The 13414-nt window shown below is 37.3% G+C and carries 12 protein-coding genes, 8 tRNA genes and 1 pseudogene; 20 read left to right on the forward strand and 1 reads right to left on the reverse strand.

The genetic code is table 11. The annotated features are described in order from the left end of the window. Positions 1-5: 5 nt before the first annotated feature. From EL194_RS03340 to EL194_RS03400, 13 genes are all read left to right on the forward strand, one after another. A tRNA-Ala gene (locus EL194_RS03340) sits at positions 6-81 on the forward strand. 275 nt (positions 82-356) lie between these two features. After that, a tRNA-Ala gene (locus tag EL194_RS03345) sits at positions 357-432 on the forward strand. Positions 433-595: 163 nt separating this feature from the next. Then, positions 596-1036, forward strand: a complete 441-nt coding sequence (locus tag EL194_RS03350) for a Dps family protein (protein ID WP_003775262.1) — start codon at positions 596-598, stop codon at positions 1034-1036. A 165-nt stretch (positions 1037-1201) separates the two neighbouring features. Next, positions 1202-1278 (forward strand) — tRNA-Ile (locus EL194_RS03355). Positions 1279-1297: 19 nt separating this feature from the next. Next, positions 1298-1373 (forward strand) — tRNA-Ala (locus tag EL194_RS03360). Between the two features lie 352 nt (positions 1374-1725). Continuing rightward, a tRNA-Ile gene (locus tag EL194_RS03365) sits at positions 1726-1802 on the forward strand. Positions 1803-1824: 22 nt separating this feature from the next. Continuing rightward, a tRNA-Ala gene (locus EL194_RS03370) sits at positions 1825-1900 on the forward strand. A gap of 138 nt (positions 1901-2038) precedes the next feature. Next, on the forward strand, positions 2039-2473 hold the full coding sequence (locus EL194_RS03375; RefSeq protein ID WP_003775263.1) for a GNAT family N-acetyltransferase: 435 nt from the start codon (positions 2039-2041) through the stop codon (positions 2471-2473). Positions 2474-2600: 127 nt separating this feature from the next. Beyond that, positions 2601-4304, forward strand: coding sequence for a Na/Pi cotransporter family protein (locus EL194_RS03380; RefSeq protein ID WP_034886753.1), 1704 nt, complete (start codon positions 2601-2603; stop codon positions 4302-4304). A 122-nt stretch (positions 4305-4426) separates the two neighbouring features. Further along, a complete protein-coding gene (locus EL194_RS03385) occupies positions 4427-6115 on the forward strand; it encodes a Na/Pi cotransporter family protein (protein WP_013853137.1) in 1689 nt (562 codons plus the stop codon). 11 nt (positions 6116-6126) lie between these two features. Further along, entirely contained in the window at positions 6127-6609 is a 483-nt protein-coding gene (locus tag EL194_RS03390) for a nucleoside 2-deoxyribosyltransferase (protein WP_003775269.1), read from the forward strand. Positions 6610-6724: 115 nt separating this feature from the next. Continuing rightward, positions 6725-8221, forward strand: a complete 1497-nt coding sequence (locus tag EL194_RS03395) for an ATP-binding cassette domain-containing protein (RefSeq protein ID WP_003775271.1) — start codon at positions 6725-6727, stop codon at positions 8219-8221. Between the two features lie 98 nt (positions 8222-8319). After that, on the forward strand, positions 8320-8736 hold the full coding sequence (locus EL194_RS03400) for a PPC domain-containing DNA-binding protein (protein WP_013853134.1): 417 nt from the start codon (positions 8320-8322) through the stop codon (positions 8734-8736). 28 nt (positions 8737-8764) lie between these two features. On the opposite strand, the pseudogene EL194_RS03405 reads toward EL194_RS03400, so the two are convergent. Then, positions 8765-9268 (reverse strand): annotated as a pseudogene (locus tag EL194_RS03405) (LURP-one-related/scramblase family protein); the annotation flags it as partial. A gap of 52 nt (positions 9269-9320) precedes the next feature. On the opposite strand from EL194_RS03405, the gene EL194_RS03410 reads away from it, so the two are divergent. The 7 genes from EL194_RS03410 (at position 9321) to EL194_RS03440 (ending at position 13349) form a co-directional block, all read left to right on the forward strand. After that, positions 9321-9396: transfer RNA gene (locus EL194_RS03410), tRNA-Thr, on the forward strand. A gap of 234 nt (positions 9397-9630) precedes the next feature. Continuing rightward, a complete protein-coding gene (locus tag EL194_RS03415; protein WP_013853133.1) occupies positions 9631-9939 on the forward strand; it encodes a PTS lactose/cellobiose transporter subunit IIA in 309 nt (102 codons plus the stop codon). Positions 9940-10019: 80 nt separating this feature from the next. Then, positions 10020-11549: a helicase HerA-like domain-containing protein gene (locus EL194_RS03420; protein WP_003775280.1), complete on the forward strand. Its 1530-nt coding sequence runs from the start codon at positions 10020-10022 to the stop codon at positions 11547-11549. Positions 11550-11624: 75 nt separating this feature from the next. Further along, positions 11625-11930, forward strand: coding sequence for a PTS sugar transporter subunit IIB (locus EL194_RS03425; protein WP_003775282.1), 306 nt, complete (start codon positions 11625-11627; stop codon positions 11928-11930). A 69-nt stretch (positions 11931-11999) separates the two neighbouring features. After that, the gene (locus tag EL194_RS03430; RefSeq protein WP_016357287.1) at positions 12000-12422 is read left to right on the forward strand and encodes a flavodoxin domain-containing protein; all 423 of its coding nucleotides are present in this window, start codon (positions 12000-12002) and stop codon (positions 12420-12422) included. A 360-nt stretch (positions 12423-12782) separates the two neighbouring features. Then, complete coding sequence (coaD, locus tag EL194_RS03435) at positions 12783-13265, forward strand: pantetheine-phosphate adenylyltransferase (protein ID WP_003775287.1); 483 nt, start codon at positions 12783-12785, stop codon at positions 13263-13265. Positions 13266-13273: 8 nt separating this feature from the next. Next, positions 13274-13349, forward strand: a tRNA-Arg gene (locus EL194_RS03440). Positions 13350-13414: the final 65 nt, after the last annotated feature.

Genomic DNA, 13414 nt, shown 5'->3' on the forward strand with positions numbered 1-13414 from the left:
TTATTGGGGTTTTAGCTCAGCTGGGAGAGCGCCTGCCTTGCACGCAGGAGGTCAACGGTTCGATCCCGTTAAGCTCCACCAATTTAAAATTAATAGCCATTCATTGAATGGTTTTTTTATTATTCATTCAGTTTTCGGCGATAGATTCTATTAACATAATGTTGTCTCAGTAAGCCTATATACGCCGATTTAAGCCGTGTTTGCCCTTCTTTGCATCTCTAACTGTATACTGTGCTGTTTACCCTTCGTGGGGCCTGAATAACGAGGTGTTAGAATATTTAAAATATATACTATATTGCTTAATTAGCTATTGTTTTTTTTAGATTCCTATGATATTATAAATACACGAAATACATGGGGTTTTAGCTCAGCTGGGAGAGCGCCTGCCTTGCACGCAGGAGGTCAACGGTTCGATCCCGTTAAGCTCCACCAAATTTCAAATAACAAACGACATTGAATGTCGTTTTTTTTATATATCGTATTAGGGATGTCTTCAACTTCAATTATGTGATGATTTGTTACAAGATTATCACGGTCATTTCATTGCAAATACGGTGGTATCAGCGTTATACTATATCTATAGGAGGATTTTGAGATGAATAACTTGTATGAAGAAATGAATGTATTTTTAGCGGATCAAATTGTTTTGGGTATGAAAATTCATAATATCCACTGGTTCTTAAAAGGTGAAGGATTCTTCCCGGTACATGAACAAATGGATACATATTATGAAGAAGCAGAAGAACGTATTGATGAAGTTGCAGAACGCCTTCTAACAATCGGATCAAAACCTGTTGGGAACTTAGCAGAAGTTCTTAAAATGACTTCAATTAAAGAGTTGGATCAATCATGGAAAACAGCAAAAGAAGGATTTGAACACCTTATTGTTGATTTTGAACACATGAATCGTTCCGCATTACGCTTGGTTGAACTTGCTGAAGCAGCAAATGATCCTGGAACAGCAGACTACTTTACTGCAGTATCACAAGATCTTGGCAAGAACTTATGGATGTTCAACGCATACATTCGTGATTAATAGTCTTTATTTAAAGCATCCTTGGATGCTTTTTTTTATGTTTTGAGGATAGAATGCGTCAGTAAAATCACGTTTTTGATTTATTTTTTTTATTTGTTTGTTTTGGTCCATTTCGTGTTGACACGGGTGTTTGAGAGTGGTATATTATTAAGGCAGTTAAGAAATGGGCCTGTAGCTCAGTTGGTTAGAGCGCACCCCTGATAAGGGTGAGGTCGCTGGTTCGAATCCATTCAGGCCCACCATTTCTTTTATTTAAATTTTGGGGTTTTAGCTCAGCTGGGAGAGCGCCTGCCTTGCACGCAGGAGGTCAACGGTTCGATCCCGTTAAGCTCCACCAATTTATATATTCATAAACGCTTATACTGAGATTACATACTCGATATAAGCGTTTTTATTTATGTACGTCTAACCGAAAATGAAGTGGTCGTAATCCTAGATCAGATTCTAGAATAGATGATCTTTTGCAGTCTCTGAAACAATAGCTTATGTTCCCACTTCTTGTTTCATATTTGAGTGTGATGAGAATACGATCTATTTGAGCGAAAGCAGGTGTTTTAGTTCTAATTTTATGTTATTTTTTGTGTGTATGGTGATGTAAAAGAACATAGCTTTAAAAAGTGATAATTGTTTGAAAATCTTATTGACACGCTATGTTTTGGGTGGTATATTATTAAGGCAGTCAAGGAAATGGGCCTGTAGCTCAGTTGGTTAGAGCGCACCCCTGATAAGGGTGAGGTCGCTGGTTCGAATCCATTCAGGCCCACCATTTTAACTTGACACAATATTTTGGGGTTTTAGCTCAGCTGGGAGAGCGCCTGCCTTGCACGCAGGAGGTCAACGGTTCGATCCCGTTAAGCTCCACCATATATCAATTAACACATGACTTCGGTCATGTTTTTTTTATGTTATAAACGTGTTTATCTTAAGAATACACAGAACTCTCGTTAAAATGTCCGTCTCAATCGCGCCTTAACCGCTATAATAAGGGTAAGAGGTGATTATATGATTCGAACGATTGATATACATAGAGATGATGTGATGCGTCTTGTGGACGTATGGGAACAGTCTGTGCGTGATACGCATGATTTTGTTACGGAAGAAATGATTGATGCGATGCGACCAGAAGTTCATACGGCATTTGCTTCAATGGATGCGGTTGTTGTATATGAAGATTATGATACGATTACTGGCTTTATGGGTGTTTTAGATCATAAAGTTGAAATGCTTTTTCTGGATGCCTCAGCACGCGGGAAAGGAGTCGGTTCACGTCTAATTAAGTATGCAATAGCAGAATACGCAGTTGATCGAGTGGATGTGAATGAACAAAATTATCAAGCACGAGGATTTTATGAGCATTTAGGGTTTGAGGTATTTGAACGCTCGGAGTTTGATGAAGCAGGACGTCCATTTCCAATCTTGCATATGAAGCGTCGTTAAGTCTATTTTAGAATGGAATTTTGTATGTTTGGTGTCTTAAAAATAGAAATGTTAATTTAATTTCATATTCACCGTTTTTTCACGTGGTATTATGTGGATGGTCGAATTTTATAAATGGAGGCATACTATGCAATTATTGGCTGCACAATCACAGTCTATTATGGATTTAGGAATTCACGTTATTTTAGGTGGATTCGGCTTGTTTATGTTGGGAATTAATTTATTAGGGGATGGCTTTAAAAAAGTTGCGGGAAATCGCATGCGCGATTATATTGATAAATATACGAGCAACCTTTTTTCTGCGATTTTAGTAGGGGCTTTGATTACAGGGATTATGCAATCAAGCTCTGCTGCAACGGTTATATCGATTTCGCTTGTTCGTGCGGGATTAATGCGTTTAGATCAAGCAATCGGGATTTCGTTGGGTGCAAATATTGGGACAACAGTTACAGCGATTATTGTGGGTTTGAATATTGATGAAATGGGTTATTTTTTCTTGTTTATCGGTGCGATGATGGTCTTATTTGCATCACGTCGTGATATCAAGAACTACGGTCAAGTTGTTCTTGCATTTGGTTTAACGTTTGTTGGGTTACAGATTATGAGTGAAAAACTTATGTTGATACAACAGATGCCATTTTTTGAAGCATTAATGGTTCAGTTATCCGATCATCCATGGTTTGCGATGTTGGGTGGTACGGTGCTTACAGGAATCATTAACTCATCTTCCGCAACAATTGCGGTAGTTCAAAAGATATATGGTAATGGTGGTATGTCAATGGTGGCTGCGACAGCATTTGTGTTTGGTTCCAATATTGGTACAACGGTAACGGCACTATTTGCGTCAATGGGTGGTTCCATTGCAACACGTCGTGCAGGTTTGTTCCATACAATGTTTAATGTCATTGGTGCAGTCTTGATGATGCTGTTTGTAACACCTTATTCGCAGTTTATCTTAAAAATTAATGCATTCATGGGTGGTACGGATGCGATGGCAGTAGGAATTGCGCATTTCGTTTTTAATCTCTTCTTTGCGATTCTTGTAATTCCGTTTGTTCCTGCCTTTATTCGTCTTCTTAAGATCTTAATACCTGGGGAAGACAAAATTAGAAGCAGAGAAAAACTGAAACCTCTTGATCGTGAAATTATTCATACTTATCCAGAAGGTGCCCTTCAATTAGCGAAGGCACGTACAACCAAGATGGGAGATTTAGTGCTCGAAGCGGTTGATGCATCGCATGCCTACCTTCATTCAAAAGATGATGAAGATTATGAAATTGTAATGCAACTTGAGGGTATGGTAAATCAGTTGGATACGGAGTTAACGGAATACTTGTTGGAAATTATGAAACATAGTAATTCAGATTCACATATTGCGGATACGTATACAAAATATTTAGAAGTCATTAAAAATTACGAACGCATGAGTGATTTATCAACAAATCTCGTTGAATTCTATCGCATGGTTTTTGAAAACCGTGAGAATTTCTCGGAAGATGCATTACATGATTTGGATACGATGTATAAACTCTTGATGGATATGATGCGTCGTTCTCTTAAAATCTTTGATACTGAGGATTTAACACGTTTTGAGGCTTTAATTCGTGATGAGGAGTATTTAGACTTGATTGAGGATAAATACCGTGAGAAACACTTCCAACGTATGGCGGAAGGCATTTGTGATGAAAAGGTTGCAAGTTCCATCTTCATTGATGTTCTCGGTATCTTAGAACGTATTGGGGATCATGGTGTTAATGTTTCACGTTATGTGCATTCCGCAGTTGGTGTTCATGAAAATCGAGAAGAAGTAATTCTAAAATCAAATAACTAATTAAAAAACTGAAACCTTAAAGTTTCAGTTTTTTCTTTTCATTCTTTTAAAGAAATATGTACCATGCTTGAATGATATTGTGATATTATGGTGATGGTCTAAATTTTTTTATGGAGGAAAGAATGAATAGTTTATTCTTGGCAACTCAAAATCCGTCATTTTCGGATTTGGGTATTAATGTCATTCTAGGTGGATTCGGCCTTTTTATTCTTGGGATTAAGTTCCTTGGAGAAGGATTAAAAGAAGCCGCAGGGCCTAAAATACGAGATTATATTGAAAAATACACGAGTAATACCGTTATGGCAATTTTGGTTGGGGTTGCGATTACCGCAATCATGCAATCCAGTACTGCTGCGACAGTTATCTCAATTAGTTTAGTACGTGCAGGATTGATGCGTTTGGATCAAGCAATTGGTATTTCAATTGGTGCAAACGTTGGAACAACAGTCACGGCATTAATGATTGGTTTAAATGTTGATGAATTAGGTTTTTACTTTTTATTTGTAGGTGCAATGATCATAGCATTTTCAAAACGGAAAAAGTATAAAAATATTGGACAAATTTTATTTGGTTTTGGAATTACGTTTGTGGGTCTAAAGCTTATGAGTGATAAGCTTATTTTGATTCAAGAATACCCATTCTTTGAAGCGTTTATGCTTAAAATGTCTCAAAGTCCTTGGCTTGCTCTTTTTGCAGGTACGATTGCTACGGCTGTTATTAACTCTTCAATGGCTGTCATAGCGCTTGTACAAAAAATTTATGCAAATGGTGGTATGTCGATGGTGGCTGCTTCAGCCTTTGTATTCGGATCAAATATCGGGACGACACTTACAGCAGTACTTGCATCCATTGGTGGTTCTGTATCAACACGACGTGCTGGATGGTTTCATGTAATTTTTAACTTTACAGGTGCAATTATTGTTATGATATTAATTGAGCCATACTCTGCATTTATTGTAAGTGTTAATGAATTAATTGGCGGTTCACCGGCATTTGCGGTAGGACTGAACCATTTCTTCTTTAATCTTATTTTTGCGATTGTGATTATACCTTTTGTACCTGCATTTATACGACTCATGGAGTTTTTAATCCCAGGAGAAGATAAAATCAAAGAACGTGAGAAAATTAAACCCCTTGATTACGGTTTAATTGGAACATTCCCAGAAGGTGCGCTTCAATTAGCACGTAAAACAATCGTTAAAATGGCCGATTTGGTTTTAGAATCCGTGGAAACATCAAATCAATTCCTACATTCACGTGATATGGAAGATTATGATGTGGTGATGCAACTTGAGGAAATGGTTAACAGTCTGGATACAGATCTTACAAAGTATTTACTTGAGATTGCGAAACAGACAGATGTTTCAGGTCATATTACAGAAGAATATACGAAAAACTTAGAAATTATAAAAAATTACGAGCGCATGAGTGATCTCTCAACCAATTTAGTAGAGTTCTACAAAATGAGTTTTGAGAATCGTGAGTCATTTTCCGAAGATGCACTTCGTGATTTGGATACCATGTATCAACTCCTAATGGATATGTTGAAGCGTTCTACGAAAATATTTGAGCGTGAAGATTTATCGGGATTTGATTCATTATGCCGTGATGAGGAGTATATGGATCTTATCGAGGAAAAGTATCGTGAAAAACACTTCCAACGTATGGCGGAGGGAATTTGTGATGCGAAGGTTACAAGTTCCATTTACATTGATATTTTAGGTATTCTTGAACGTATTGGAGATCATGGCGTTAACATTGCACGTAATATGTTTTCAGCTGTGAAGTTGCATACTTCAGACGAACACTAAAGGGGGATATTATGAAGAAAATTTATTTTGCAAGTCCGTTGTTTACACATATGGAGTTTCGTTATAATGCGGAAGTTGTTTCGCAAATTCGATCTGCTTATCCAAACTTGGAAGTATACCTTCCACAGGAACAGATAGAAATTAACGATAAAAACAGTTATGCGAATTCAATGATGATTGCGAAAGCAGATACTGATGCGCTTTTGAAGTCAGATCTTGTTATTGCGGTTTTGGATGGACAAACCATTGATGCAGGTGTTGCATCCGAGGTTGGTGTTGCATATCAAGCAAACATTCCAATAATCGGTCTCTATACCGACAGTCGCCAGCAAGGCGCAAATAATGTTGAGAAAATCAATGCTTTGCGTGATGTTGCGGAATCACAATTTTCTTATGTAAATCTATACACTGTAGGTCTTATTAAACTTAAGGGTACTGTTGTTACGGATGAACAATCTTTAATTGAACTTATCGGTGAAATACTTGGTCTATGAGTGGTGGAGTTGACAGTGCCTTTATTTTTGGTTATAGTATCACTCATAAGGCGGTGGGAACATGGACAGAAATTCTTTCTAAATCATTAATCATAAAATAGGAGGAAGTTTTGTCATGTTTAATTTTAGTCTTAATATTAAGACAGAAGCAGGGCGCGAGCTTATCGCGCCTTTTTCTATGTCTTTAAATCAAAATGATCGTGTTGCATTAATTGGAGAAGAGGGAAATGGTAAGAGTTTAACAATTAAAGCCCTCGCTCAAGATGCATCACTTAAAAATCTCTATGTAACGAAAACAATAAGCAGTCATTCTGTTGTATTTGGATATCTAAATCAAGAAATGACTCAGGATGAGCTTGAATTGGATGCATTGCCTTACATCATTAACGAGCAATGGGACCTTTATGGTAGTGTCTCACGACTTTTAAAGGAATTATTGCCCCATTTTGAACTTGAAGATTTAAATCGTCCAATGCGGACATATAGTGGTGGTGAACGTGTACGTCTGCAGTTATTGAAGTTGATGGTTCATCCGTGTGATTGTTATCTTCTTGATGAACCCAGCAATGACTTAGACTTGGATACACTGATCTGGCTTGAAGCTTGGATGCTGTCGCAAACCATTCCAATCATCTTTGTATCGCATGATATTATGCTTTTACAAACATGTGCGAATCGTATTGTTCATCTTGAACAAACCCATCGTAAAACACGTTCTCGTGTGACTGTGTATGAGGGAACATACCAAGCGTATTCTGAAGATTTTCTAAGTCATATTCAAAAACACAACCACGATCTAAAGATGCGACAAAAGGAAAAACAAAAACAAGAAGAGCGTTGGCTTAAGTTATATCAAAAAGTAGAACATCGTCAGCGCACGCAAACGCGACAAGATCCTGCGAAGGGACGCCTGTTGAAGAAAAAAATGCATAATATTAAATCAATGGAACGACGATTTGAACGGGATGTTTTACCTGAAAAACGAGATTTCGAAGGGGCGATTAAGCTTTCCTTTGATGATCAAGAAAAAGTTCATCATAAAAAAATTTTGGATTTCCATGAGGTTGAATTGAAGTGCGGGGAAACAGTGTTAGCGCATAATCTACAACTCACGGTTTACAGTCGTGATCGGATTGCGATTGTCGGACGTAATGGCATCGGAAAAACAACCTTGCTGCATGAAATTGTGAAATCCTTTGATACTCATGAAGTTGGTGTCATGCATCAATCCTATGAACTTAATCTTGACTATAATCTTACGCCGATTGAAAATTGTGTTGTAGAAGGGTCTCGAGATGAACGTGGTAGCATTACAAACCACCTCGGTAGTTTAAAGTTCACAGAGATTGAAATGAATACACCAATGCATCTGTTGTCTGGTGGCCAAAAAGCAAAAGTGTCATTATTAAAACTTGTTCTTAAAAATCCTAAAGTCATCATTCTTGATGAGCCTACTCGTAATTTAAGTCCTTTGAGTGTAGGGGTTATTTATAACTTACTCAACGAGTATCAAGGCGCGATCATTTCCGTAACACATGACCGAACGCTTATCCAAGAAGTTTTTGAGGATATTTACTATTTTGATGCTTCGGGACTCTCAATTATTTCATAATATTTCCCGGGTGAATTTTTTGTGAAGAAAATTGAAATAGAATCTATTTGAGACTTTGCGTGAAAACAAGTAGAATAAGAAATAAGGACGGTGGGAATATGAAAGAACATGTAATTCGGTTAATGCCTGGTGATGATTTATTGCAAGGAATTGATGCTTACTGTAAGAAATTTCAAATTACATCAGGATATATAGGGACATGCGTTGGAAGTTTATCCAGTGTTGTCTTTCGTAAAGGTCATAATAAAAAAGAAATTCAATTACAGGGACCCTATGAAATTGTTTCGTGCGTTGGAACGGTTTCTCAAGGGGGTCACCATATTCATGCGTCCATCAGTGACTTGGAATTTAAAGTTCTCGGTGGTCATGTTGCTTTGGGGTGTACCGTAAAGTCAACTGCGGAAATTGTGATCATTGAACTTGAACATCATCAATTAACACGAACCAAAGGTGAGTTATCTGGGTTTAAGGAACTTGAAATTGAAGTTACAGGTAATGTATGTAAAGAGAGTTAAGAAAAAAGAACGGAAGCTTCCGTTCTTTTTATGTGTTTGAGCTTTGTGCAGTTTGAGCAGCACGTCTTGAATTCGCAAGTTCCGCATCAATCGCAATGGTTATACAAAGGCATAGCAAGGCATTGTTGTCATCGTGAATATTCAATTCATAACTGTCGCCCCAACTAAACCATTTCTTGGACAGCGTCATCAGTGTTTTGTTGTGCGAAGTAATGTTGTAACGATGTCCAAGATAATCACCGCTGAGTTTCCAGTCAAGGTGTTTAAGCGAGAATTTCATTTTAAATAATGACAAATCCCTTTTTAAAAGAACATTGTGATCGGCAGTGCTGATGATGTATTGAGATAAAAAATGGAAGGGCTTGTGTTTTACGGTCGCAACAGGTGTTTGGGTTGCATCCGTAATTGTGAATTTACGACCAATGGTTAAAATTGAGCCATGCACTGAATATAGGGTTGTGCCATATTCGTCTTTGACATCAAATCGATCACGAATCGACAGTACGTGTTGTTTTACATATAATTTCATATTTTTTCTCCTAGGGTCTTGATTTGGATGTAAATGAGATGTACAATTTAATCACGCCGGCTTAGCTCAATTGGTAGAGCAACTGAATCGTAATCAGTAGGTTGGGGGTTCAAGTCCTCTAGCCGGCACCATAACATTTACACCAGTTGGTGTTTTTTTTTATAATCTCAGTTTATCACAATTAATCCATACAGTCGATGGATGCATTTTGAAATATATAGAAAAAACATTTCAAATGATATTTAGATTGTAAGGGGTTTATGTCCTTTATTTAAAGGAAATGAATGAAATATTATTTCAGTTTATTAGGCTACCATTTTGAAAATGAATTTGATATAATGACAATGTACATAAAGGAGAATATCATGGAAGGTTTAGAATTACTTAGTTTTCAAATGATTTCATTTAACGGGTCGGCTCGTTCATGTTTTGTGGAAGCAATTCAGGCAGCGAAAGAGGGCGACTTCGAACGTGCAGAACAGCTTATGGCTGAAGGTGAAGAACAATTTGTTGAGGGACATCGTGTTCATGCACAATTAATTCAACAAGAAGCTCAAAATGGCGCAACACAAGTGAACTTGTTGTTGATTCATGCGGAAGATCAAATGATGAGCGCAGAAGTATTAAAAATTATGGCTACAGAGCTTATTGACATTCACAAGAAAATTCAATAAGAGCTGTGGCTCTTTTTTTATTTTTAGGCACATGGTACAATGCAATTAGTTAGATGTAAACATAAAATGAGGAGATCATCATGTTAAAAGAAAATAAAATATGGATTGCACAGGGCGAAGCACCAGTGTATATTTTACCGCAGATGTTAAATCGTCATGGATTGATTACGGGTGCTACAGGTACTGGTAAGACGGTTACGTTGAAAGTTTTAACGGAAGCATTGAGTGACTTAGGTGTTCCTACGTTTTTAGCGGATATTAAAGGTGATGTGTCCGGACTTGCCTCCGCAGGAGTTGATAACCCTAATGTATCCAGCCGTGTTGAAAAGTTTGGCGTGGATGGATTTGAATATAAAGGGTTTCCTGTAACGTTTTGGGATATTTACGGTAAGGGTGGTATTCCCGTTCGTACTACGATTTCTGAAATGGGTCCTATTATGCTTTCAAAACTTATGGATCTTAATGAAACGCAAGCGAGTGTGTTATCTTTAGTTTTTAAAATTGCGGATACACAAGGCTTGTTGTTGCTGGATATTAAGGATTTAAAAGCGATGTTGGACTATGTTTACCAAAACAATAAGGAACTTGCTGCGCAATATGGTTTAATGTCTACACAGACAATAGGCGCAGTTGTTCGTAAAGTTGTTTTTTTGGAAGAACAAGGTGCAGATATTTTCTTTGGTGAACCTGCTTTAGATATCCAAGATTGGATTTGTACGGATTCAAATGGACGCGGTATGATTAATGTTCTTCATAGTGTTGAGTTGTTCCGCCAACCAACCCTTTACGCAACCTTTTTACTTTGGATGTTATCGGAACTTTTTGAAACATTACCTGAAGTTGGGGACGTAGAGAAACCAAAGATGGTGTTCTTCTTTGATGAAGCGCATCTTCTGTTTAAGGACGTTCCGAAAGCGTTAGTGGATCGAATTGAACTTGTTGTTAAGTTGATTCGTTCAAAAGGAGTGGGTGTGTATTTTATCTCCCAAAGTCCTTCAGACATCCCAGATCGCGTTTTAAGTCAGCTTGGGAACCGAATCCAACATGCACTTCGTGCATACACGCCTGGGGAACAAAAACAGGTAAGAGCTGCAGCTCAAAGTTTTAGAACTAATCCGAATTTCAATACTGAGACAGCGATTATGGAACTGGGTACGGGAGAAGCGATTATTTCAACGCTTGATGAAAAGGGAACACCACAAATTGCGGAACGTGCTTTCGTGTTGCCGCCGCAAAGTCTTATGGCTGAAGTGGATGCAAGCATGCGAATGTCAATGATTCATAACAGTAGTTTTAATCAAAAATATATGGAATCGATTGATCGATTTTCAGCGTATGAGTCACTAGCAGAAAAAATGACTCAAGCAGGGATTGAAGAGGAGCAGGAAAAAGTGAATTTAGAACTTGAAAAAGAACGTCTCGCATTCGAGAAAGAGAAACAAAAATTGGAAAAAGAAAAAGAAAAATTACAAAATCGTAAGAAGACCACAACAAGACATCGTCAGACACCAATTGAAAAAGGAATGAATCGAACGATGAGTACTATCGGGAATGAGTTAGGTAAAGCGATTTCAAGAAACATAATGGGAATCCTTACTGGGAAGAAATGATTAGAAATGTTAACGCTTTCTTATAGACACTATTTGCCTTTGTTGTTATAATAGTTTCATATCGAGGAGGATATTATGAGAAAAATTATTTTATTATGTTCAGCAGGTATGTCAACAAGTATCCTTGTTACAAAAATGCAAGAAGCCGCTGCTGCACAAGGATATGACGTAGAAATATCAGCTCACGCTGTAAGTGAAGCCGCACGTGTTGGTGCTGATGCAGACATCATCCTACTAGGACCTCAAGTTCGTTTCAATTTAAGTACAGTTCAAAAACAATTACCAGAAAAACCAATTGAAGTTATCGATATGCGTGCATACGGTACTATGAACGGTGAAGCTGTCATTGCGGAAGTTAAAAAAGTACTTGGCGATGCTTAAATCTAAAAATGTTAGTGTAAACTAACATTTTTTATTTTATAATAGTAAGTAATTACGATGGAGGTTATTATGAAAATAAATATCGTGTATTATTCAGCTTCAGGGAATACGCAAATGATTGCGGATTCAATATTCGAAGCAGTTGAAGATTTGGGCATTGAAGGCAGTAATGATTTTGTATCAGATGTAACGGCTGAATCCGTTATTGACGCAGATGTATTATTTTTAGGATCGCCTGCTATGAATGACGAGAATGTTGAAGAATATGAGTTCAGACCGTTTTTTGATGAACTGCTTCCGATGCTTTCGGGAAAACGTATCGTTCTTTTTGGTTCATATGATTGGGGCGAAGGTGTTTGGATTGAAAATTGGGAACAAGAAATTGTGGATGCTGGTGGTATTGTGGAACGTAAATTTGCGTACCAATGGGAACCGACAGAAGAACAATTAAAAGAGGCGTATGAAGAAACGAAAACAGTGCTATCAATGTAAATTCTTTCATTGAATGTATAATTTACATATTCTTTGTAAAAAGTGTTGACATTTTTCATTTGGAAGGTATAATAAGTTTATAGATAGTTCACCTATCTAAAAAACTTGTCCTTTAGACCATCGCTCATAGATAATCTATTTCCTCAAAATTATATAAATTAAGTATTCCTCCAATAATACTGACGATGGATCTTAGAAAAACACATCACTCCCAGATGTGTTTTTTTCTGTTTTCATCACAATGCTTTCAGTATCTTTTCACGAAACAAGGATCCATCCTAAAAAAGTTAAAAGTCTGTCCGCTTTTGGCTTTTTTATAAAATCGAAATACGTTATAATAGACCTAAGTGAGGTATGTCTATGAAGGTTATGTATCCAGGATCTTTTGATCCCATCACAACAGGTCATATTGATTTAATCGAGCGTTGTGCAAAAATGTTTGATCACGTTGTTGTTGCTATTATGGTAAATGAAAAAAAATCTGGAACGTTTACGATGTCAGAACGTTTAGAAATGGCTCATGAGTGCTTAAGCCATCTTTCTAATGTTGAGGTTGTAATTGGTGAAGGACTCACAATTGATTTTGCGGAAAAACAAGCGTGTCCAATTCTTATTAGAGGAATTCGTGCAGTCATGGATTATGAAAATGAATTACAATTAGCGACTTCAAATCGTGTTTTAAATGAAACGATTGAGACTTTGTTTTTGGTTGCATCGCCTAAGTATTCATACATATCTTCAAGTGTAGCACGTGAGATAGCCCGTTATGGTGGTGATCTTAAAGGATTTGTTCCACAAAGTGTTGCAACGCGACTGTATCAAAAATATGATATTGTAGTTTAGGTTGTAATGCGGCTTTAGCTCAGTGGATAGAGCAAGTGCCTCCTAAGCGCTGTGTCACAAGTTCGATTCTTGTAAGTCGCACCAAATGTTTTTACTCTTGAAATGCTATCAAGAGTTTTTTTATTGTTTTCATGATCTCTTTGTGAGCA

Source organism: Erysipelothrix rhusiopathiae, from assembly GCF_900637845.1.
GTDB lineage: Bacteria > Bacillota_I > Bacilli_A > Erysipelotrichales > Erysipelotrichaceae > Erysipelothrix > Erysipelothrix rhusiopathiae.

Bases quoted from the DNA above. Each gene is read 5' to 3' on its own strand.
- EL194_RS03425 (WP_003775282.1), top strand. From the start codon at position 11,625: ATGAGAAAAATTATTTTATTATGTTCAGCAGGTATGTCAACAAGTATC.
- EL194_RS03390 (WP_003775269.1), top strand. From the start codon at position 6,127: ATGAAGAAAATTTATTTTGCAAGTCCGTTGTTTACACATATGGAGTTT.
- EL194_RS03400 (WP_013853134.1), top strand. From the start codon at position 8,320: ATGAAAGAACATGTAATTCGGTTAATGCCTGGTGATGATTTATTGCAA.
- EL194_RS03395 (WP_003775271.1), top strand. From the start codon at position 6,725: ATGTTTAATTTTAGTCTTAATATTAAGACAGAAGCAGGGCGCGAGCTT.
- EL194_RS03350 (WP_003775262.1), top strand. From the start codon at position 596: ATGAATAACTTGTATGAAGAAATGAATGTATTTTTAGCGGATCAAATT.
- EL194_RS03385 (WP_013853137.1), top strand. From the start codon at position 4,427: ATGAATAGTTTATTCTTGGCAACTCAAAATCCGTCATTTTCGGATTTG.
- EL194_RS03415 (WP_013853133.1), top strand. From the start codon at position 9,631: ATGGAAGGTTTAGAATTACTTAGTTTTCAAATGATTTCATTTAACGGG.
- EL194_RS03375 (WP_003775263.1), top strand. From the start codon at position 2,039: ATGATTCGAACGATTGATATACATAGAGATGATGTGATGCGTCTTGTG.
- EL194_RS03430 (WP_016357287.1), top strand. From the start codon at position 12,000: ATGAAAATAAATATCGTGTATTATTCAGCTTCAGGGAATACGCAAATG.
- EL194_RS03380 (WP_034886753.1), top strand. From the start codon at position 2,601: ATGCAATTATTGGCTGCACAATCACAGTCTATTATGGATTTAGGAATT.
- EL194_RS03420 (WP_003775280.1), top strand. From the start codon at position 10,020: ATGTTAAAAGAAAATAAAATATGGATTGCACAGGGCGAAGCACCAGTG.
- coaD (WP_003775287.1), top strand. From the start codon at position 12,783: ATGAAGGTTATGTATCCAGGATCTTTTGATCCCATCACAACAGGTCAT.